Origin of the sequence: Pseudoalteromonas sp. AS71, assembly GCF_038900275.1 — a bacterium.
Classification (GTDB): Bacteria; Pseudomonadota; Gammaproteobacteria; order Enterobacterales; family Alteromonadaceae; genus Pseudoalteromonas.
Genome location: NZ_JBBMQZ010000004.1, coordinates 184369 through 204557, shown reverse-complemented (window position 1 = coordinate 204557; position 20189 = coordinate 184369). Strand labels below are relative to the sequence as shown.

At 39.9% G+C, this 20189-nt stretch carries 15 protein-coding genes; 6 read left to right on the top strand and 9 right to left on the bottom strand.

The annotated features are described in order from the left end of the window. Positions 1-120: 120 nt before the first annotated feature. The 4 genes from WNY98_RS04800 to WNY98_RS04785 all read right to left on the bottom strand — a co-directional run bounded on the left by WNY98_RS04800 (position 121) and on the right by WNY98_RS04785 (position 3504). Positions 121-1344 (bottom strand): hypothetical protein, encoded by a 1224-nt coding sequence (locus tag WNY98_RS04800; protein ID WP_342877282.1) that lies wholly within the window; start codon positions 1342-1344, stop codon positions 121-123. A 400-nt stretch (positions 1345-1744) separates the two neighbouring features. Continuing rightward, the gene (locus WNY98_RS04795) at positions 1745-2194 is read right to left on the bottom strand and encodes a GNAT family N-acetyltransferase (protein ID WP_342877281.1); all 450 of its coding nucleotides are present in this window, start codon (positions 2192-2194) and stop codon (positions 1745-1747) included. Between the two features lie 121 nt (positions 2195-2315). After that, positions 2316-2684: a DUF3703 domain-containing protein gene (locus WNY98_RS04790; protein ID WP_342877280.1), complete on the bottom strand. Its 369-nt coding sequence runs from the start codon at positions 2682-2684 to the stop codon at positions 2316-2318. A 415-nt stretch (positions 2685-3099) separates the two neighbouring features. Next, positions 3100-3504, bottom strand: coding sequence for a hypothetical protein (locus WNY98_RS04785; protein WP_342877279.1), 405 nt, complete (start codon positions 3502-3504; stop codon positions 3100-3102). A gap of 270 nt (positions 3505-3774) precedes the next feature. Here WNY98_RS04785 and uvrA point away from each other — a divergent pair, with 270 nt between their 5' ends. After that, positions 3775-6333, top strand: coding sequence for an excinuclease ABC subunit UvrA (gene uvrA / locus WNY98_RS04780; protein ID WP_342877278.1), 2559 nt, complete (start codon positions 3775-3777; stop codon positions 6331-6333). A gap of 52 nt (positions 6334-6385) precedes the next feature. Here uvrA and WNY98_RS04775 read toward each other — a convergent pair whose 3' ends face one another. The 4 genes from WNY98_RS04775 to WNY98_RS04760 all read right to left on the bottom strand — a co-directional run bounded on the left by WNY98_RS04775 (position 6386) and on the right by WNY98_RS04760 (position 10385). Beyond that, positions 6386-6877: a DUF2798 domain-containing protein gene (locus WNY98_RS04775; protein WP_342877277.1), complete on the bottom strand. Its 492-nt coding sequence runs from the start codon at positions 6875-6877 to the stop codon at positions 6386-6388. A gap of 80 nt (positions 6878-6957) precedes the next feature. Further along, positions 6958-7575, bottom strand: coding sequence for a LysE family translocator (locus tag WNY98_RS04770; protein ID WP_024598019.1), 618 nt, complete (start codon positions 7573-7575; stop codon positions 6958-6960). Between the two features lie 71 nt (positions 7576-7646). Further along, complete coding sequence (locus WNY98_RS04765) at positions 7647-7922, bottom strand: hypothetical protein (protein WP_197184821.1); 276 nt, start codon at positions 7920-7922, stop codon at positions 7647-7649. Continuing rightward, a complete protein-coding gene (locus WNY98_RS04760; RefSeq protein ID WP_342877276.1) occupies positions 7923-10385 on the bottom strand; it encodes a prolyl oligopeptidase family serine peptidase in 2463 nt (820 codons plus the stop codon). A gap of 166 nt (positions 10386-10551) precedes the next feature. Here WNY98_RS04760 and WNY98_RS04755 point away from each other — a divergent pair, with 166 nt between their 5' ends. The 3 genes from WNY98_RS04755 to WNY98_RS04745 all read left to right on the top strand — a co-directional run bounded on the left by WNY98_RS04755 (position 10552) and on the right by WNY98_RS04745 (position 14116). Further along, positions 10552-11547: a LacI family DNA-binding transcriptional regulator gene (locus tag WNY98_RS04755; RefSeq protein WP_342877275.1), complete on the top strand. Its 996-nt coding sequence runs from the start codon at positions 10552-10554 to the stop codon at positions 11545-11547. Next, positions 11544-12773, top strand: a complete 1230-nt coding sequence (locus WNY98_RS04750; RefSeq protein ID WP_342877274.1) for a glycosyltransferase — start codon at positions 11544-11546, stop codon at positions 12771-12773. The genes WNY98_RS04755 and WNY98_RS04750 overlap by 4 nt, the downstream gene beginning before the upstream one ends. 116 nt (positions 12774-12889) lie before the next feature. Then, positions 12890-14116 carry a threonine/serine exporter family protein gene (locus WNY98_RS04745; RefSeq protein WP_076924234.1) on the top strand — a complete coding sequence of 409 codons (1227 nt, stop codon included), beginning with the start codon at positions 12890-12892 and terminating at the stop codon, positions 14114-14116. A 244-nt stretch (positions 14117-14360) separates the two neighbouring features. Here the strand turns inward: WNY98_RS04745 and poxB are convergent, their stop codons facing one another. After that, positions 14361-16085: a ubiquinone-dependent pyruvate dehydrogenase gene (gene poxB, locus WNY98_RS04740; protein WP_342874941.1), complete on the bottom strand. Its 1725-nt coding sequence runs from the start codon at positions 16083-16085 to the stop codon at positions 14361-14363. Positions 16086-16406: 321 nt separating this feature from the next. On the opposite strand from poxB, the gene WNY98_RS04735 reads away from it, so the two are divergent. Both WNY98_RS04735 and WNY98_RS04730 read left to right on the top strand, forming a co-directional pair. Beyond that, on the top strand, positions 16407-18062 hold the full coding sequence (locus tag WNY98_RS04735) for a pseudouridine synthase (RefSeq protein ID WP_342877273.1): 1656 nt from the start codon (positions 16407-16409) through the stop codon (positions 18060-18062). Positions 18063-18239: 177 nt separating this feature from the next. Then, positions 18240-20159, top strand: coding sequence for a GGDEF domain-containing protein (locus WNY98_RS04730; protein WP_170071296.1), 1920 nt, complete (start codon positions 18240-18242; stop codon positions 20157-20159). Positions 20160-20189 lie beyond the last annotated feature (30 nt).

Here is a 20189-nt window from a genome sequence, read left to right as displayed (position 1 = left end):
GCCGGTTTAGCGCCAAATGAATCTGAGATTAGATACAAGGATTCTAAAACTGTGGCCAAATTTTATTGACCACTACATGGCTGGAGGTTAGAGACCTCCGGCTACCCGATTATAAGCCGGTTATTGCAAGCCTATATCACTTAATATCCATTTTAATTGACGATCATTTTTTGAAATATAATCATCAATTGAAACTTCAATATGAACATTTGGGTATAAAGCATCTTTATTATCACGAGTAAAGTGATACATGCGCTTTGAGTATGTTACTTCTAGGTTAGAGTTAGGTAAAATAAATTGCCCCATATCTTGGTAACCTGAAGGTTTGGCACCAGTAGGTTCACCAACTAATGTTGCATTCAATAATTGTGAAAACTGAGCAGCATTACTCATTGCTGCTGAGAAAGTTGTATTATCAATAAGAACATAAACACCTGACTTCCAATCTATACTATCAGCCAGTACGAGTAATTGAGTCAATTTTAAACCTACAAAAAAGTCCCCACCATAATTGTCTCTAAGGTCAATTATTAACTTTTTAGATTTGTTTTTATTAATGAAAGATAATAAATCTTCGCCCAGTGATTCCATTTTTGAGATTGATGTATAACGGCGAAATTTAAAATAAACCACTTTATTATCGTTTAACGACCCAAACCAAAGATTCTCGTTAAGTTTTTCCTCAATCGAAAATATGGAATTGTTTAGATAGGTGAGTTCGGCTGTGTACTCATTTGAGTGAGATGGTTCTAATTGCTGTTCAATTAGTTCTTTACCTATTGTGAATGTGAATCGAGCTTGAAATGTATCGTTGATAATCCCCAGCCCATTAAGTAACTCTGCTTTTGGGATATATTGTGCTGCTCTTACTTGTGTTGAGTATTTGTTTTCAGAAAATGGTGTTAGTTGAGAAAATAAACGGTAGATTTCTTCTGCATTCATGTCGTTAATTTTCTCAAGTTTTGCACCAAGGAGGTGCTTGGAATCCTTGGTAGTTTTAATTACATAAAGCTCTCCATTGAGCACCTTTAATTGAATAGGAAAACTTTTTAAATTAGCTCCCCATAAAGGAAATGATGTATGCCCATCACCAATTTTGTGAGTTAACCGCATCAGTTCAATTAATAACTGATTTTTCGTTAAGGAGGATAGAGAGCCTTTAAGTTGCGTTACCTCTTCATTAAAGCTTTGCCTAGAAATCGTATGGTAAAGATCTATATGTTTTTCAGACAAATTTCGTGAATAAAACTCAAGATCCTCTTGCCAACTTTCAACCTCTAAATCAGTAATGCCAAAACAATAGAGAGAAATCATTGATAATAAAATTGAAAGGGAAAGTCTCACTCGGTATTCCTTTAGGCTTATAACAATTTTGTCTACGACATTTGTCGTTTTATAAGCCGACAAATGTCCATATATTACAATGCATTTATCTTAGCTCTCAAAAAACATTTGTAAACAATTAGTTGAATTTATATGATATTTTACAAATGCAAAAATACACCAAAGTGGTAGAGAGTAGTAATATTGGACAAAACACAAGCAACTGTATATAAATCCAGGTTTTTTTGGGATTCACGTTATGAGATCACCTTTTTTAGCTATGATTTCTGAGCCAATGGGTTCAAATATTGACTTCATAAATCATAATTTATCAATGACCGGTTATCGCTCAAAGCTGGCTTTAGCAAAGTGCCAGAAGCGAACATTGGTAACGCTGCAATCACGTGCTCGCCGCGTACATTTACTTACTAAGTTTAATTTCCATAGGTTGATAAACCAAACCTGCCGATTCATCAATTTCGCCACTGCACTCAAACCCATACTTTTCGTAAGCGGTCACTGAAGGTAGTGACGCGCTGACGGTTACAGTTTCTACCTTCGCGTATTTTAAGGCGGATAAAAGCAGCTTTCTCCCAATACCACTCTTTTGGCGTTCAGGACGAATAAAAAGCATCGCAACATGTCGACCTTCCTTTAACTCAATGACACCTTCGATATTTTCGTCGTTCTCAGCAACGAATATTAAGTTGTCGCCCTTCATTCTGCCAAGAAAAGCATTGCTAGCAGCAATACTCGAAAAAGTAGTCTTCCCTTCCTCTGACAACGTGTCTGCAATAGAGCGTAAAAACGAAGCAATACAAATTGCACTTACAGCTTCAACATCCTTCTCATTCATTTTTCTGATAATCACCGAAGCTCTCCTAAAAACTTAATTTCCCACTTACGGGCACGAATATATAGGCTAAAATACGGAGCGAAGGTAGCCTACATGTTTATGTCTCAACGAGCGCCAGAATGGAGTCAGTGGTTTGTTATGCGCTGCCTTTGGCCTTGATAATAGCGGCCTGATGCTTTGGTTTAAGAGGTAACTTTTTAAAAGGGCTAATATTTGTGCCTCCAGTATTCCCCGCAGGAACTAAACCTATTGCTGTTTTAGTCGCTGCACCAATAATGCGGAAAATTTGACCGATGCACTCTTTTGCATCTCCCTGTCTAATTGCCCAAGAAAACATAAGTAAATGCACTTTGACATGCCACCAAGTAGATTCTTGGCCTAATACGTGTGCATTTTCCAAGTGGTGAAAAGAATCAGAAGGGTTACCCATTATTTCAATTTTTTTTGCGATAGCGATTTCTGACAGAACACTTTTAGCGATGTTTTTAGAGAATTTACTAATCATATCTTCATCCTTTCCTTGGCGTATAAAATTTTATAATGCGCGAATTTCTTTACGTTCCTCGCTCATTTTCTACGTGATGTAATGTTTTAACAAATTATCTAAGATATTGCTATTATTAAGTTTTCTACTATTTTAAACAGAGCTAATTAAATTATATGCGCGTGTGGCTTATCTCCCTGAATACCTGAGTAACAAATATTGACCACATAATGAACTATTATATTTACTCAATGCCTGCTCATCGCACAAAGCCAACTAGTAGCTACATGCAATTTGCAGATACTCAATACTTTAAAAGCCTTTGCTATATTACCAAGCTGAAGAGTAATTCCAACAGCATACTATTTTTGCGATTACAAAATTGCTATTTAATACAATACAAGACTCTAAGGCAGCATAATTGCACTAATATTAGTTACAAATCGTTACTCGAATACACACTTAAAATAGGGAACTTATAATCGGCAAACGATACAGTTACCGATTGTGTTTCGTTGCCTTTAAAACCGAGTTTAAATTCCATTGGCATGAATCGGCTGCCGTCAGCAAAAAGTGCAAGTAAGTGCTCCTCGCCTAATTCTCGATTGCCCGACGATAAGTTAGTTAGCGTTATAACAGCCCAGCGTTCGCCCTCTTCATTGCTCATTAATACATAATTAACGATTTTAAAATCCCCTTTTTTAGGGGTTATGTTGCTATCGTTTGCAAACGATAAGTGCATGCTATTTGGTACTGCACGGTCAACATTTAGCGCTTTGATAGAGTCGGCTTGGGTGGACCACGAAAACATCAACAAAATGATCACGAAGGCTTTATTCACTGTTAGTTCCTTTTATTACCTAGTAAATTGCGTAACAAATTACATCACAATAACTGTTTAAATTATACTCGCACTCCATACCCATTATGTAAACAAACAATCATCGTAATTTTATCCAGCGCTCAATTTACCCCGCACTCTAGCTGTGCCACTGCAGACTAAGCGTTCATTCAGTGTGCTTGCGCTACTTTGGGTAATAACAAGCGATAAGAGTAAATAATTCAAAGCTAACTTAAAGTAAAAAGCGCGATTAAACAGGAGTATAAACGTATGGCAAGCACACATAAAAACTCAACAATGGATTTATCTGATCCCAGTAATAGCATTCAAGTAAGGGGGGCACGCGTTCACAACTTGAAAAATGTAGACGTTGATTTACCTCGTAACGCATTGGTTGTTTTTACAGGAATATCGGGCTCTGGAAAATCGTCGCTTGCGTTTGGAACGCTGTTTGCTGAGTCGCAGCACCGTTACCTTGATTCGGTATCGCCATACGCACGTAGGTTAATAGATCAAGTTGATGAGCCCGATGTTGATTCTATTGAAGGGCTACCGCCTGCCGTTGCTTTGCAGCAGCAACGAGGGGCACCGTCGGTTCGTTCATCCGTTGGCAGCATAACAACTATTTCTAACGCGCTACGCATGCTTTACTCACGCGCAGGCGAATACCCCAAAGGGCAAGGCATACTTTACGCCGATGCGTTTTCGCCAAATACGCCACAAGGTGCGTGCCCAGAATGCTCAGGAATAGGCCGGGTGTTTGAAGTAACCGAAAAGCTACTTGTGCCAGACGATACAAAAACTATTCGCCAGCGCGCTATAGTCGCGTGGCCACCAGCATGGCAAGGTAAAAATTTAAGCCGAATTCTTACTTCCCTTGGTTATGACATAGACACGCCTTGGAACAAACTTACTAAAAAAGCACGCGATTGGATTTTATTTACCGACGAAACACCTACTGTGCCTGTATATCCAGATTACACCTATGAGCAAACACAAAATGCGATAAAAAATAGCGAAGATCCAAGCTACATGGGAACTTTTTCAAGCGCTAAACGCTTTGTTTTACAGTCTTTTGCTACTACCCAAAGCCCGCGTACAAAAAAGCGCGTATCGCAGTTTATGCAAATATCGCAGTGCCCTACTTGCCAAGGTAAAAAATTAAAACAAGCATCGTTAAGTGTTAAATTTGCAGGGCTCGATATTGGCGAGCTATCTCAGCTTACATTAAACGAGCTTGCTAAAAAGCTAAGTAACGCCGCTAATACCAAAGTAAATAAAAATACAAAAAACCCAGAGCAAGCCATTGTTACACAGCGCATTGCCAACGATATTCTCACCCGTATTGAAGCACTAACCATGCTTGGTTTAGGGTACTTGTCGCTTGAGCGCACAACGCCAACGCTCTCACCCGGAGAGCTACAACGGTTGCGACTTGCCACACAAATTCGCTCTAAATTATTTGGGGTAGTTTACGTGTTAGATGAACCTTCAGCGGGTTTACACCCTGCCGACACTCAAGCCTTGCTAAAAGCGCTCGATGAGCTAATAGCGGCTGGCAATTCTGTATTTGTTGTTGAACACGACATTAGCGTTGTTAAACATGCTGATTGGATTGTTGATGTAGGCCCTGATGCAGGTGTGCATGGTGGCGAGATTATTTACAGCGGCCCTGTTGAAGGGTTAAAAAAAATAAAAAACTCGCACACCGGTCGTCACCTTTTTGCTAAAAATACTACTCAAGAGTCTACTCAAAACAGCGCGCAAAAAAAGGCTCAAAGGCAGCCAAAAGCGTGGTTAAAATTGGCTGATATTGATCGTAACAATCTTAAAAAACTCAATGCAGAATTTCCACTAGGTGTTATGACAACCGTTACTGGGGTTTCGGGCTCGGGTAAATCAAGCCTAGTAAGCCAAGCGTTAGTAGAGCTTGTTTACGAAGCACTTGGGCAAAAAGTAATACCGGAAGCCCCCACCGACGAAGCCGACTTACTCGAACAAGAACTGCAAACACACACCAGCGGAAAAATCATTGAAGGTATAAATAATATAAGCCGCCTGATTACCGTAAATCAAAAAGCGATTGGCCGTACCCCTCGTTCAAACTTAGCTACCTATACGGGTTTGTTTGATCACGTGCGTAAACTATTTGCTTCAACCCAAAAAGCAAAAGAGCGCCGTTACGATTCAGGTCGCTTTTCGTTTAATGTTGCTAAAGGTCGCTGTAAAAACTGTGAGGGCGTTGGCTTTGTAAGTATAGAGCTACTGTTTTTACCAAGCGTTTATTCACCTTGCCAAGTGTGTCATGGCAAACGTTATAACGAGCAAACACTTGAGGTTACATATCGTGATAAAGACATAAGCGATATCCTCAATTTAACGGTTGAAGCGGCGCATACCTTTTTTGAAAATGAGCCTGCAATACTGCGAGCACTCGATGCACTTATGCAAGTAGGTCTTGGGTATTTGCGTTTAGGACAACCTGCAACTGAGCTTTCTGGCGGTGAAGCGCAGCGTATTAAATTAGCAACCGAGCTGCAACGTGCGCAGCGCGGTAACACACTTTATATTCTTGATGAGCCAACGACAGGCCTGCATCCATCGGATGTATCAATGCTAATGGCGCAGTTAAATAAATTAGTTGATGCTGGCAATACCGTTATTATGGTTGAACACGATATGCAAGTAGCCCGCAATAGTGACTGGGTAATTGATGTAGGCCCTGGTGCTGGTGAAGAAGGCGGCTTAATTGTAGCGCAAGGTAAACCTACAGATGTAGCTCAATCTAAAATAAGCCGAACAGCACCTTTTTTGAATGGCGCAATTTAAAGAGCAGGTAAACACTAAATAACAAAAAAGAGCCAATGGCTCTTTTTTGTTATTAGCTTTTTAAAAAGCGTTCTATTTTAGGTTTTACCGTAACCGACATTATCAGCATTATAGTTAAGCCTATTGCTAATGCGGCTAATAACCCTTCAGCCCATCCAGTTACAAATACATGCATATCTGCATAGCCAATATTGTTGGTAGCGGTAACAAACGCCATCACCGATTCCATTATCAACGCCATAAAAACACTAATAACTAAGTTACGTTTTAGCTCACTGCCATTAGGTAATAACTTAGCAACTAGCGTATGTATTAAGGTCATCATTACAAAACCAACAGGCGCCATTACAAGTACTGCACTTATAAACGAGGTAAACCAGTCGGCATAAAAATGCTCTGTAACACCCACATTCACATAAGTCATAATGCCAGTTAGAGTACCGCCGATTAGAGTGATAATACTTACCATAACCAGTATTTTATAAATTACAGGTGTTTTTTTAGACTCAACCATTACTGGGTTTACTGATACGGGTGTACTCATTTTTGGGCATGCCTTAAGCGTTAAATAGATGACAAAATCAACTATAGCAAATTAATTGACAATATCAACTACTTTTTGAGCTAACCAAAAATAAGCCAAATTCCAACTAACCCCATTAAGCTACCAGCAATACGGTTCATCCATTTTATATTATCGCCACGGGCTAAAAATAAACGTAAGCTTTTACCGCCTGTTGCATAAGCCAACATGCTTAAAAACTCGGTGGTCATTATAACGCCAAGCAATACTAAAAGCTGAGGGGCTACTGCATGCTCAACACTTATAAAGGGCGGTAATAGTGAGATCATAAACGCCCACCCTTTAGGGTTAGCAATTGCGGTTACAAAACCTTGCGTAAATAGCGACTTCCGACTTACGTCACTTGGTTTTGAGGTATCGACCGACATTTTCCCTTTGGCTCGCCACATATTAAAGCCAATATAAATTAAGTACGCACCGCCAACCCATTTTAAAATAGCGAACGCGTCTGGGTAATTTAGCATTACGCTTGCAACGCCTAATACCGCAGCTATAGCAACACTTGCTACACCTAACAGCTCACCTATCATCATCCATAATGTGCGGCGCACGCCAATGCTCATACCGAGTGTCATGGCAAGGGTCATACACATACCTGGGGTGATAGACACAAAAAAGAACGTAGGAATAAAAACCGCAAGTGCTGCTACATCAATCATTAATTTACTCTCATATTAAAAGCAAAAACGCGGCTATAAGTAGCCGCGCTGTTGCTTACTCATGTTTATTACTATTGCCCAGCACTTACCAAGGGTTCAGTAATAACTTCTACTGGCTCTGCTGTATCATTTAACAAATACTTATCTAACCACTGTTCTTGTTCCCACAATACATGCAATAAGCTTTTACGCGCACGGTAACCATGTGCTTCATATGGGAGCATTACTAAGCGAGCATCTTTACCTAAACCTTTTAGGGCTGCGTACATGCGCTCACTTTGCATTGGGAAAGTGCCGTGAGATTGAGGGTGGATCTTCTTGCACCCCACCCCATATGTAAAAAGCATCTATTGCCCAGTACTTACCATTGGTTCAGTAATGACCTCGACATGCTTTGCTGTATCATTTAACAAATACTTATCTAACCACTGTTCTTGTTCCCACAACACGTGTAATAAGCTTTTACGCGCACGGTAACCATGTGCTTCATATGGGAGCATTACTAAGCGGGCATCTTTACCTAAACCTTTTAGGGCTGCGTACATGCGCTCACTTTGCATTGGGAAAGTGCCAGAATTAGGATCTTCCTGACCGTGGATCATTAGCATTGGTTCGTTAATTTTTTCAGCGTGAAAAAACGGCGACATATTAGCGTACACACTTTGTGCTTGCCAAAAATCACGCTCTTCTCCTTGAAAACCAAACGGCGTTAATGTGCGGTTATACGCGCCACTGCGAGCAATACCAGTTTTAAATAAATCGCTATGAGCCAATAAGTTAGCAACCATAAATGCACCATACGAGTGCCCTGCTATGGCTATTTTGTTTTTATCGGCAATACCTTTTTTAACCAATACATCAACAGCTGCTTGCGCGCTGGATACTAGCTGCTTTCTAAAGTTATCGTTTGGCTCACTGCCATCAATACCCACTATTGGCATTTTAGGGTCGTCAAACACGGCAATCCCTTTGGCAAGGTAAGGCATAGGACCCCAATAGCCAATGTAGGTAAATGCGTAAGGCGACTCGCGAACTTGCGATGCTACGGCTTTATCTTTGTATTCAAGTGGGTAAGCCCACATAAGTACAGGTAACGGGCCTTGTGTTTTATCGTACCCTGGTGGTAAATAAAGCGTACCCGAAAGCTCAACACCGTCGTCGCGTTTATAACGTAATTGCTCTTTAGTTACCCCTTTAAATGCAGGATACGGATGCTCAAATGTCGTTAATTGCGTTAGCGTGTCGTTATCTAAATTGCGTATAAAAAAGTTAGGTTGCTCAGTTTTAGATTCACGAATAGTAATAAATCGCTCACCTTCGTCGTCAAGCAGAGCGCGTACACGCTCGTAGTATGGCGCTTCTGATTGCCATAAGCGCTTGCTGCTATTTGTTTTAACATCGTATTGATCTAAAAACGGCACATTACCTTGCTCTGAAGCACCATTACCGCGCAGGTAAATATAACGCCCGCCTACAATTTTAATCACGTTTGCGCCTAAATCGTTGCGCTCGTAAATTGCATTACCAGGGTCTTTATACGCGTCGTTGTAACTACGCTCTGAAAATAAAACGCGGTTTCTGTCGGCATTTCGTGGCTGTACTATGTAAGTACGTACTTGGCGATCGCTAAAGCGCCAGTCTGTCAGCATGGCTACGTTTTCGTTGCCCCACTCCATTCCTGCATAACGGCGTTCTACTTTGGCAAATAATTTAGGCTCGCGTTTAAATGGTGCACGCAAGCTGTATACATAATCATGATGCTCAACGTCAGTTTTCATGTCGCCGCCATCTTGCGCCTCGGCCCAAATAACTTCAGCGCCCTGATCGGCTCGCCATTCAAAATTACGGCGGCCTGTGCGTACGCTGTCGTAACCTTGTGGAATGTTATCGGCAAGTGGTTGTTTTGCCAGCTCTGCTAATGCATAGCCGCGCATGCCCCATATTTGCCACGTGCTTGCAAAGCGGCTGTAAGGCACTTGATACGAAAACGGCTCATTAATACCGGCGACTAATATATTGGTAGAATCAGGTGATACCGAAAATGATTTAAATAAAGAAGGGCTACCTATTGCTTGAGTATTACCATCAAGCGTTACGTAAGCCAATTGCCCTTGGCCGTAAAATTTAAATTGTGATTCATCAAACGGGCTTGTTAATAAATTTTGGTAAGTACGTGCAGGCGCTTTTTCGCCAGTACTTTGTTGAATAACAGGCACTACATTTTGGCTGTTATTTTCAAGCCTTGGCTTGCCAAAGTTAACAGCGAGGTTTGCAACAATGGCGCTGCTATCTGGCAGCCATTTATATGGTGATGCAGTTAGTACCGAATTTAATGCAGCGCTAGTTAACTCTTTTGCTTGTTTGGTTTCAACGCTGTAAAGCCATAAATTGGCTTGGGCTGGTTGCTCAACAATAAAGGCTAAATATTGACTATTAGATGACCATTTAGGTGAGCGAATAATGCCATTAGGTAAGTTATTAATACTGATAACCGACCCGCTTTGAACATGCTTTAGCTCCACGGCACTAAATTTGGCACTCACACGAGAGCGCGAAAAATTAGCGGGGTTTAGCTTAATACCAGCAAGCTTAAGCTCTTCTTTTGCAAGTTCATCAAGGGTTACTACACGTTTGCGTTCAAAAAGCGCTAACCACTGGCCATCGCTCGATAAGTAACTAGTGGGTGCTAACTTAGCATCAACCAATGCTGCAAGTTCCGGTGATGGGGTTTGATAGCCCTGCTCGGCGTAACTTGTTGGTACTAATGCCGCACAACAAATAAAGGCAACTAACAGCCTAAAAGCGCTCATGTTTTTATCCTTTTGTTATTTTTTACTCTTATAAGCGTATATAAACACGTTTTGCTTTGTTCATAAAGTATTAAGGTAAGTTAAACACCTCTAAAAGATGACTTAATAGTGCTGATTAAGCTAAACTACAGCGCTATTTATTCACCACTGCGGTACTTAAAATACAATGCATAACAAAGCCAAATCAGTCACTATTTTTGATGTTGCAGAGCGTGCTGGTGTATCAAAATCAACCGTATCTTTGGTACTTACCCAAAGCGATAAAGTGGGCAATAAAAGTAAACAAAAAATACTAAAAGCGATTGATGAGCTTGGTTACGTTTATAATCGTGATGCCGCAGCTATGCGCTCAAAGCGCTCAAATTTAGTGGCCATAGTAATAAACGATTTAACTAACCCAACTATGGCGCAACTTGCTACCAGCCTACAACTTTTGTTAAACGAAAGTGGCCTACAAGCCATGATTGTAAGCAGTAATAATAGTCTTGAACTACAAGCAAACGCAGTTAAAAACTTAAAAGAATACAACGCTGCTGCATTTATTATTTGCCCCGTTGCTAATACTTGCTCCAAATGGCTTGATACGCTCAGCGCGCAACACAAAGTAATTACCGTAATGAGTGAAGTGCCTTTTAGCGCAGCTCCTTGTGTATTACCCGACTATAAAAAAGCCAGCCACGTAGCCAGTATGCATTTGCTCGCACAAGGCGTGACAAACATTGCATTTATAGGCAGTGAACTTACTTTAAATGATTCACAAGCACTACAAAGTGGCTTTAATACCGCTTGCGCGCAGCACAGCATTAATCCATTAGCCCCCATTCACTGCGCAGTAAACACAGCCCTTAGCGCTAAAAATGCATTTATAGAAGCATATAAACATAACCCAACATTAAACGCAGTGGTGTGTTCAAACGATATTATTGCTCAAGGTGTTATTGCCGCTATTAACTCATTAACGCATCACTGTATTAAAGTAGTGAGTTGCCACCATATTCCTAATAGCGCGGTTATAAATAATCACTTAACCACCGTGGCTATAAGTACAACCGATATAGCCAAGCGGTGCCTTTTAATACTGCAAGAGCTACTACAAAATACAGCCCCGCCAGTAAAAACACTGGTAAATGTAAACTTACAAATTAGAGATTCTAGCCAATGAAAAAAGTGCTGGTAATTGGCTACGTATGGCCAGAGCCAAATTCGTCTGCTGCGGGAACGCACATGATGTCGTTATTAAATGCATTTAGAGCGCAAAACTGGGACGTTGAATTTGCAACGCCCGCGCAGCGCACCGATCACATGGTAAACCTTGACGACTTCGGCATAACCAGCCAAAGCATTGCATTAAACTGCGACAGCTTTGACGAATACGTTAAAGCCTATAATCCAGATATAGTCATGTTTGACCGTTTTATGATGGAAGAACAATTTGGCTGGCGTGTCGATAAGCATTGCCCACACGCAATTAAAATTCTAGATACCGAAGATTTACAGTGCCTACGTAATGCTCGCCACGAAGCGTTTAAAGGTGAGCGTGACTTTACAACCAGCGATTTACATTCAGACATAGCAAAACGCGAAATTGCCGCTATTTTACGCTGCGACCTGAGCTTAATTATTTCAAGTTATGAAATGAGCCTGCTAAACAGCGTATTTAAAATACAGCCAAGTTTATTACACCATTTACCGTTTATGGTTGACTTAAGCTCACTGCCTACAAGTACAAAAACGTTTGAGCAGCGCCAGCACTTTATGACTATAGGTAACTTTAGACACGCGCCAAACTGGGATGCTGTACTTTATTTACAAAAAATATGGCCACTTATTCGCAAGCAACTCCCAAAAGCAGAACTACATATTTATGGCTCTTACCCACCACCAAAAGCCACGGCACTAAATAACCCTAAAACCGGTTTTTTAATAAAAGGCTGGGCTGATAATGCGTTTGATGTAATGCAAAGTGCGCGTGTATGTTTAGCTCCACTGCGCTTTGGTGCAGGCATTAAAGGTAAATTGCTTGAAGCCATGATAATGCAAACACCCAGCGTTACCACTAACATTGGCGCAGAGGGCATGCATAACGATTTACCATGGCCTGGTAAAATAGCCAACTCAGCCGATGACTTTGCCAACGCTGCCATTGAAATGCACAACAATCAAAGTGACTTTGAACAAGCGCAGCAAGATGGTAATACACTCCTTAATACGCTGTACGATAAAGCCCAATTAAGCGCAGCGTTAATTAAAAAAATTGATTCAATAAGTTGCGCTTTAAGCGCTCATCGCGAAAAAAACTTCACAGGCCAAATGCTCAAACATCATACAATGCGCAGCACTCAATACATGTCGCAATGGATAGCTGAAAAAAATAAAAAATTAGATTAAAAATGACTAGACACACACCAATTAGTGTTTAAAATCGCGCCCATCAAACGTGGGCAGTTTTAGCTGTATTGTCTATATTTTTAGCTTAGTTATCGCAATATTTGGTCCAAAAAGATTTGAAAACTGCAACCTTTACAGAAAAACGCAAATTTATCGTTAAATTGGGTAAAATGCTTCACAAGTATGGCACCCCAGCCTACCGACTAGAAGCCCACCTAATGGAAGTGGCTACTTACTTAGGACTTAAATCGTCATTTGTTATGTCGCCAACCTCTGTAACGTTTGTTATTTGGACCGATGGCCACGAAGATGAGTACACCCACGTTGCACGTGTAGACCCTGGCGATCACGATTTAGGCTCACTTGCCGACACCGACGACCTTGTAAACCAAATGCTTGACGACAAGCTAAGTTTACAAGAAGTTGATGCGCAACTAGACGCAATTTTTGTGATGCCAAACCCATATAATAAATTAACAACGGGCGTTGCCTTTGCAACTTCTGGTGGTGCGTTTGCTATGTTAATGGGTACTAGCTGGACTGATGTTATTTGGTCATCGCTGCTTACTTTAGTCGTTTATGTGTTTGTGCTTTGGTCTGGTCGCTCAAAACGCGTAGCTCACATGCTTGAGCCATTAGTTGCCATAATATCAGCAGTACTTGCATGTGCAGTAAGCGTGTATATAACGCCTGAAATAAATATACGCTTGGTAGTACTTTCGGCCATTATTGTATTTATACCCGGTTTAGCACTTGCGCTTGGTTTAGCAGAGCTTGCAGCACGGCATTTAGTGTCGGGCACAGCAAGGGTAATGGACTCGTTTATGCTGTTGTTTAAACTGTATTTTGGTGGTTTTATAGGTATAGGTATTGGCTTTGCACTCTTTGGGCAAGCCGACTTTGTACAACCTGAGCCATTACCAAAATGGACCGCATGGCTGGCTATATTTTTACTTTGTAGCAGCTTAATCGTGATTTTTAGAACCAAACTTAAGCATGCGGTTTGGTCTATTGCATCAGGCTTTATAGCGTATGGCACTAGTATTGGCTCAGCTATGTATCTTGATTACACGTTAGGTACGTTTGTGGGTGCTTTATCGGTGGGTATATTTAGTAACTTGTTTAACCGCGTTGCTAATGCGCCAGCTTCTATTGTGGCCATGCAAGGCTTAATTGTATTAGTACCAGGTAGCAAAACCTATATTGGCTTAAACTCACTAATTGAAGGCCAAGACTTTATATACGCAGAACACATAGGCCAACAAACGTTTTTAATATTTATGTCGCTTGTTGCAGGACTAATATTTGCAAACGTCGCCCTACCGCCTAAAAAGAGTTTATAAGTGATACTAAGCGCTCGCTTTACTTTGATTGAGTAAAGCGAGTGAAACGTTAAACTAAAACAACTACCAAGTAGCAATTGATGCCAATGCTAAGTGTTTTAGCTCTTTACATCGCACTTGAGTGAGCTCAAAAGCATCGTAGTGATTCCAACACTATACTAAAAAACCTTCCATTTTAATCATATCCTACTTCTAATTTACACTTCCCTATTGAGCCAAAATACTCAATAGGGAAGTAACTTAACTAGCGTGACCAGTTAGTTTTGGCAAGCTCTACAATCTCGTTACCTTTGCCATTTATCAGCGCTTTCATCATGTAAACACTAAAGCCTTTTGCTTGCTCTAATTTGATTTGCGGCGGCATTGAAAGCTCTTGTTTTGCAGTGTCGACTTCTAAAACAACAGGTCCTGAGTGGTTCATCATTTCGTTCATTGCCGATGGTAATTTTTCAGGGTCATCCACATGAATCCCTTTTAAGCCACAGGCCTCTGCAATTTTAGCAAAGCTTGGGTTTTCTAAATCGGTATCGCTTGATAAAAACCCACTGGCTTTCATTTCCATAGCCACAAAACTAAGTGAGCGATTATTATAAACAACAATCTTTATTGGTAAATTAAGCTGTTTAAGCGAGATTAAGTCGCCCATTAACATCGAAAAGCCACCATCACCACACATTGCAATGACTTGGCGGTCTCTATCTACAGATTGAACCCCCATTGCCTGCGACATGGCATTTGCCATAGAACCATGATTAAACGATCCAATTAAGCGGCGCTTTCCATTCATTGACAAATAACGTGCAGCCCACACTGTTGGCGTACCTACATCACAAGTAAAAACAGCATCGTCAGCCGCTTGCTCGTTGAGTAAACGTGTTAGGTATTGCGGGTGAATTAAATTTTGCGAGGTTTTGCCAGTAGCTAGTTCATCGAGATCTTGTCGAGACTCTTTGTAGTTTTTAACACTTTTTTCTAAGTGCGAACTGCTCCGTTCACCTTTAATATAATCAAGCAGAGTGGTCACTGAATTTTTTGTATCGCCTAATACGCCACAGTCAATTTGCACGTGTCGCCCGAGTGACGCGGCCTGATTATCAATTTGCAATATAGTGGTATTTTCGGGATAAAATGCACGATAAGGAAAGCTCGTACCAATCATAAGTAATGTATCGGCTTCTTGCATTGCATGATACCCCGACGCAAAGCCAATGAATCCGGTCATACCAACATCGTAAGGGTTATCGTACTCAATAAATTCTTTACCACGCATAGCATGCACTATCGGTGCTTGTAATTTTTCGGCTAGCGCAACAATTTCGTCGTGGGCATCTTTACAACCAGCACCACACAACAAGGTTACTTTTTTACTTTTATTAAGATGAGTCGCCATTGCTTCAATATCAGATAAAGCGGGAGTATGCGTTGCTGGTTTTGGCACATTCCATTTTGGCTTAATAGCTTTAGGCATATCTTTTAATGCAATGTCGCCAGGTAGCACAAGTACACTCACGCCTTTATTTAATATTGCTTGTCGCATTGCGGTTTCTAGCAGGTACGGCATTTGCTCGGGGCTCGACACCATTTCACAATACACACTGCATTCTTTAAATAATTCTTGCGGATGGGTTTCTTGAAAATAACTACTGCCAATTTCAGACGAAGGAATATGTGCGGCGATAGCTAATACCGGTACATTATTACGCTGACAATCAAATAGACCATTAATTAAATGAAGATTACCTGGGCCACAAGAACCCGCACACACCGCAAGCTCTCCTGATAAATGCGCTTCGCCACCGGCTGCAAATGCGGCAACTTCTTCATGTCGCGTTCCTAGCCATTCAATTGTTCCCATTTTTCGCAGACTTTCACTAATGCCGTTAAGTGAATCGCCAGTGACTCCCCAAATACGTTTTACACCAGCTTGTTCGAGGGTTTTAGTGATAAAACTTGCGATATTTTGACTCATAATATAGAATTCCTAAATATTCAGTTATTCTGTAAATTGATTTTTCGCCTCTGATCTATCAAGTAAGTCATCGTTTCGAAATGCGCTCAATTATTGAGTATCGATAAGCTTAAATATTTTGATAATGATAGATATATTACTACCGAGACTTTACTAACAAACGATACTCCCAAGTTTGCTGCGCCATCATACTGATACATAAAACATGAATGTCCGCTTTAAAGTGTCTATAAATATGCGTCTGCGAGATTTTTAGTGGCTTAACTATGAATATGTTATTATGCGCTCAATTATTTTACTGAATGCTTTTCTCTTACTTCTATGTCAAATTCTGCTTCGTGTTTTACATTATTTTCTCAAAATATTGATTTTCTGGCGCTCCCTGAAAAGTTTACTTTCCCTTTTTATTACGAGCCGCAACCAATAGCTGTAGAAGCCACAAAACAATTACAGCAACAACTTGAAACGTTAACGCATTTAAAAGCAGAAAATGCCGGTAAAATGTTTGGGGTTTTAGTGGTGCAAAATGCTGAGCAACAATTAGGCTTTTTAAGTGCTTATTCGGGGCAAATTGAAGGTGATAAAGCCAATATTAGCTTTGTACCGCCAGTTTCTAGCATGCAACTGCAAGACGATAGCTATTTAGCTCAAAGTAAAATAATTAACGATATTAATGCTCAAATTGAGCAATTAGAAAATAGCGAACAACTGCATGAAGTTAATAGCAAACTTGATGATGCAACACGGAGCTACCAGCAAGCACTATTAGCTCAACAGGGAGTAATGCAAGCCGGTCGCCAGCAACGTAAAATACAACGTACCGAAGGCGAATTAGAGCTTAACGAAAGTGATTTTGAGCAGTTAAAAAATAAGCTTGCAGGGCAAAGTATCGTAGAAAAAAAGCAACTGCTGGCACTTAAAGCCTATTGGCAAAATATAATCGAGTCACTGCAGCAAACACACATCAATATTTCTGATGAAATTGCTCATTTAAAAAAACGCCGTAAAACGCTTTCTAAAAGCTTACAAAAAAAGCTATTTGCACAGTACCAATTTTTAAATGCAAATGGAGAAACTACAGACTTAAATGCCATATTTGCAGCACTGCCTGAGCACACTCCTCCTTCGGGTGCTGGCGATTGTGCTGCGCCTAAATTATTACAATACGCCTATAAGCATGGTTTAAAACCACTTGCTATGGCTGAGTTTTGGTGGGGAGCTGCACCTAAATCAGCAATTAGGCAACATAAAAACTACTACCCTTCTTGTTACAGTAAATGCCAACCAATACTTGGGCACATGCTAAAGGGTTTAGATGTTGAAGATAACCCGCTACTTATCAACCCAGCTCAGGGTAAAGATTTAAATATTGTTTATAAAGATGACGACTTACTTGTGGTAAATAAGCCCGCTGAGTTTTTGTCTGTGCCTGGCGTAAATATTGAAGACTCAGTTTATATGCGAATCAAAACGCAGTTTCCAGAGGCATCAGGCCCACTAATTGTGCACAGGTTAGATATGTCGACTTCTGGGTTATTGATGATTGCACTTAATAAACGCGTGCACAAAGCACTGCAAAAGCAATTTATTGACCGCACTATAGATAAACGTTATGTCGCATTAGTTAATGGTAATGTAGCTGAGGATAGCGGAGTAATTGATTTACCCTTAGTGCTCGACTTTGATGATAAACCGCGCCAAATGGTGTGTTACAAACACGGTAAGCCATCACTTACTACCTGGCACGTTTTAGAGCGTAACAACAATATTACCCGATTACAGTTATACCCTAAAACAGGGCGTACTCATCAATTAAGAGTGCATTGCGCGCACAGTTTAGGTTTAAACATGCCAATTATAGGCGACACACATTACGGGCAAAAAGCCGATAGATTACATTTACATGCAGAATACTTAGCATTTACTCACCCAATTACACTTAAACGATTAGAGTTTGAAGTAGCCGCAGATTTTTAATAAAAACACATAGCTACAACCATTATATTATACAATGTGTTGGTTTTTATTAATTAAATTGATATCGTTTGTGGTCTTTTTCTTCAATGATGAGTATAAAAAATTGTTCAAGCCCAAGTTTATTAAGCAATGTGAATAATTATTTCAATAATAAAAATAAGTCAGCAAAGGATTAACATGGCTAACAATACACAAATAAAGATTTTAGGTAATACTTTATGGGCAAAGTATATTGTTCTCATTTTATTTTTACTTCTAAGTAAGCTTGCCTCAGCTAACGGCGATTCATTAAGTGCAACTTTACATGCGCTAGACTTTGAAACAACTCAAACCCTCATCAATAACATAAAACTAAATGAACTAGACTATCTTCAAAATGAAGACAAACTCACTCAAGCGTTTAAAATAAGCAAAGAGCAAAATTGGGAAAACCTTCATTTAGAAGCGGCCGCTTTGTATGCGGAGTTACTTTTTAGACAAGAAAAATACGAAGCGTTAAACACACACTTATCCTATTACTTAAAGAACAAAGAGCTACCAAATCAAAAAAGTGTATATTTATTATTTCTCGAATCACAACTCAAGTCTCTAGCGAGGGAGCCAAACCCAGCTCCAGCACAAACGCTAGCCACAAAATTAGAAGAGAGCTTGCAACAGCATTCAACTAAAGAAAAAATCATTATTTTACGAGCACTTGCTTACTATTACACCGATACAGATGCATTGAAAAAGACCCTAAATGTTGCACTAGAGGGGTTAGAATTAGCATTAAAAGATGACGATTCAGCATCTCAAGGATACTTTTTTAGAAAAATAGCCGATGCATATAATTATCTAAACGAAAAAGACAAAGCCGTATATTATGCAAAAAAAGCGGTTGCGGCATATGAGCAAACACAAGATGGGCTTTTTACCTCAAAAGCATATTGGAGCTTAGGCAATGTATTGCTGGAGATTAAGAAACCTAAAGATGCCTTAATATACCTAGACAAAGCATTGCTCTATTTCAAAAAAGTTAATATGCAAAAAGGCTTAACCTTTGCTCAGTACTCAATTGCAAATATTGAGTACTTACAAGCAAACTACGATAAAGCTTTAACTTTAACTAAAGAAAACATTGAGCTTGCTCGTTCTGCAGGTGTTTACGACATGCAACTCGCATCGCTCATTTTGTTAGCTGACATATATATAAAACTAGATTTACTTGATCAAGCAAATGAAGCAAACGATGAGGTGTTTTTAAAATTAGATAAATTCAGCCGCAGTATTTATAAAGCCGATTTTTTAAGTAAACGCTATGAGCTAAAGCGACGCCTTAACCACACTGACGAGGCTTTTGAAGCAATTGAACAAAAGATCCTTTATACAAAAAAGCACTACGAAGCAACCAGTGAAAATAATATAAAAACACTACAGATACAGTTTGAAGTAAAAGAAAAAGAAGACAAAATACAGCAACTAGAGTACGCAAAAGACATTAGTGAGCTACAAGCTAAAGAAGAATATCAACAAAAAATAATTTGGCGACTCAGCGCTGCTATTGCATTTATTTTAGTGATTGCTTCATTATTTTTATTTTATCGGCAAGCTCGACAACGTCAAAAATATCACGATATTTCATTAACAGATTATCTAACAAATTGCCCTAATCGCAGAGGAATAATGCGCGCAGCAGAAGCAAAACTTGGTGAAGGTAAAATGACGATAGCAATTGTTGACTTAGACTACTTTAAAAAAGTTAACGACCATTTTGGTCACGATGTTGGAGATTTAGTTCTTATTGCCTTTGCAAAAGCTGCAAAAGAAACACTATGTAATGATCATCAGTTTGGTCGTTACGGCGGCGAAGAATGGTTATTTGCACTAAATACGGTTGATGAACGAATAATTCGCGATATATTTAACCGACTCGCCATTAGCTTCGCCAAGCATTGCAGTAATATAGAAGACTTTCCTACAGATACAAAAATCACTTTTAGTGCAGGAGCCTCTGTAAGTAGCCCTTTAAAAAGCACACTAGATATTCTTATTAAGCATGCAGATAAATTACTTTATAAAGCAAAAGAAAACGGAAGAAACCAAGTCGTAGTTGATTAAATAAACACAGCTAAAAGTATTGGCTCACTT

Coding starts and splice junctions, on each gene's coding strand:
- WNY98_RS04790 (WP_342877280.1), bottom strand. CDS start 2,684: ATGATTAGTAAATTCTCTAAAAACATCGCTAAAAGTGTTCTGTCAGAA.
- uvrA (WP_342877278.1), top strand. CDS start 3,775: ATGGCAAGCACACATAAAAACTCAACAATGGATTTATCTGATCCCAGT.
- WNY98_RS04775 (WP_342877277.1), bottom strand. CDS start 6,877: ATGAGTACACCCGTATCAGTAAACCCAGTAATGGTTGAGTCTAAAAAA.
- WNY98_RS04770 (WP_024598019.1), bottom strand. CDS start 7,575: ATGATTGATGTAGCAGCACTTGCGGTTTTTATTCCTACGTTCTTTTTT.
- WNY98_RS04765 (WP_197184821.1), bottom strand. CDS start 7,922: ATGCTTTTTACATATGGGGTGGGGTGCAAGAAGATCCACCCTCAATCT.
- WNY98_RS04760 (WP_342877276.1), bottom strand. CDS start 10,385: ATGAGCGCTTTTAGGCTGTTAGTTGCCTTTATTTGTTGTGCGGCATTA.
- WNY98_RS04755 (WP_342877275.1), top strand. CDS start 10,552: ATGCATAACAAAGCCAAATCAGTCACTATTTTTGATGTTGCAGAGCGT.
- WNY98_RS04750 (WP_342877274.1), top strand. CDS start 11,544: ATGAAAAAAGTGCTGGTAATTGGCTACGTATGGCCAGAGCCAAATTCG.
- poxB (WP_342874941.1), bottom strand. CDS start 16,085: ATGAGTCAAAATATCGCAAGTTTTATCACTAAAACCCTCGAACAAGCT.
- WNY98_RS04735 (WP_342877273.1), top strand. CDS start 16,407: ATGTCAAATTCTGCTTCGTGTTTTACATTATTTTCTCAAAATATTGAT.
- WNY98_RS04730 (WP_170071296.1), top strand. CDS start 18,240: ATGGCTAACAATACACAAATAAAGATTTTAGGTAATACTTTATGGGCA.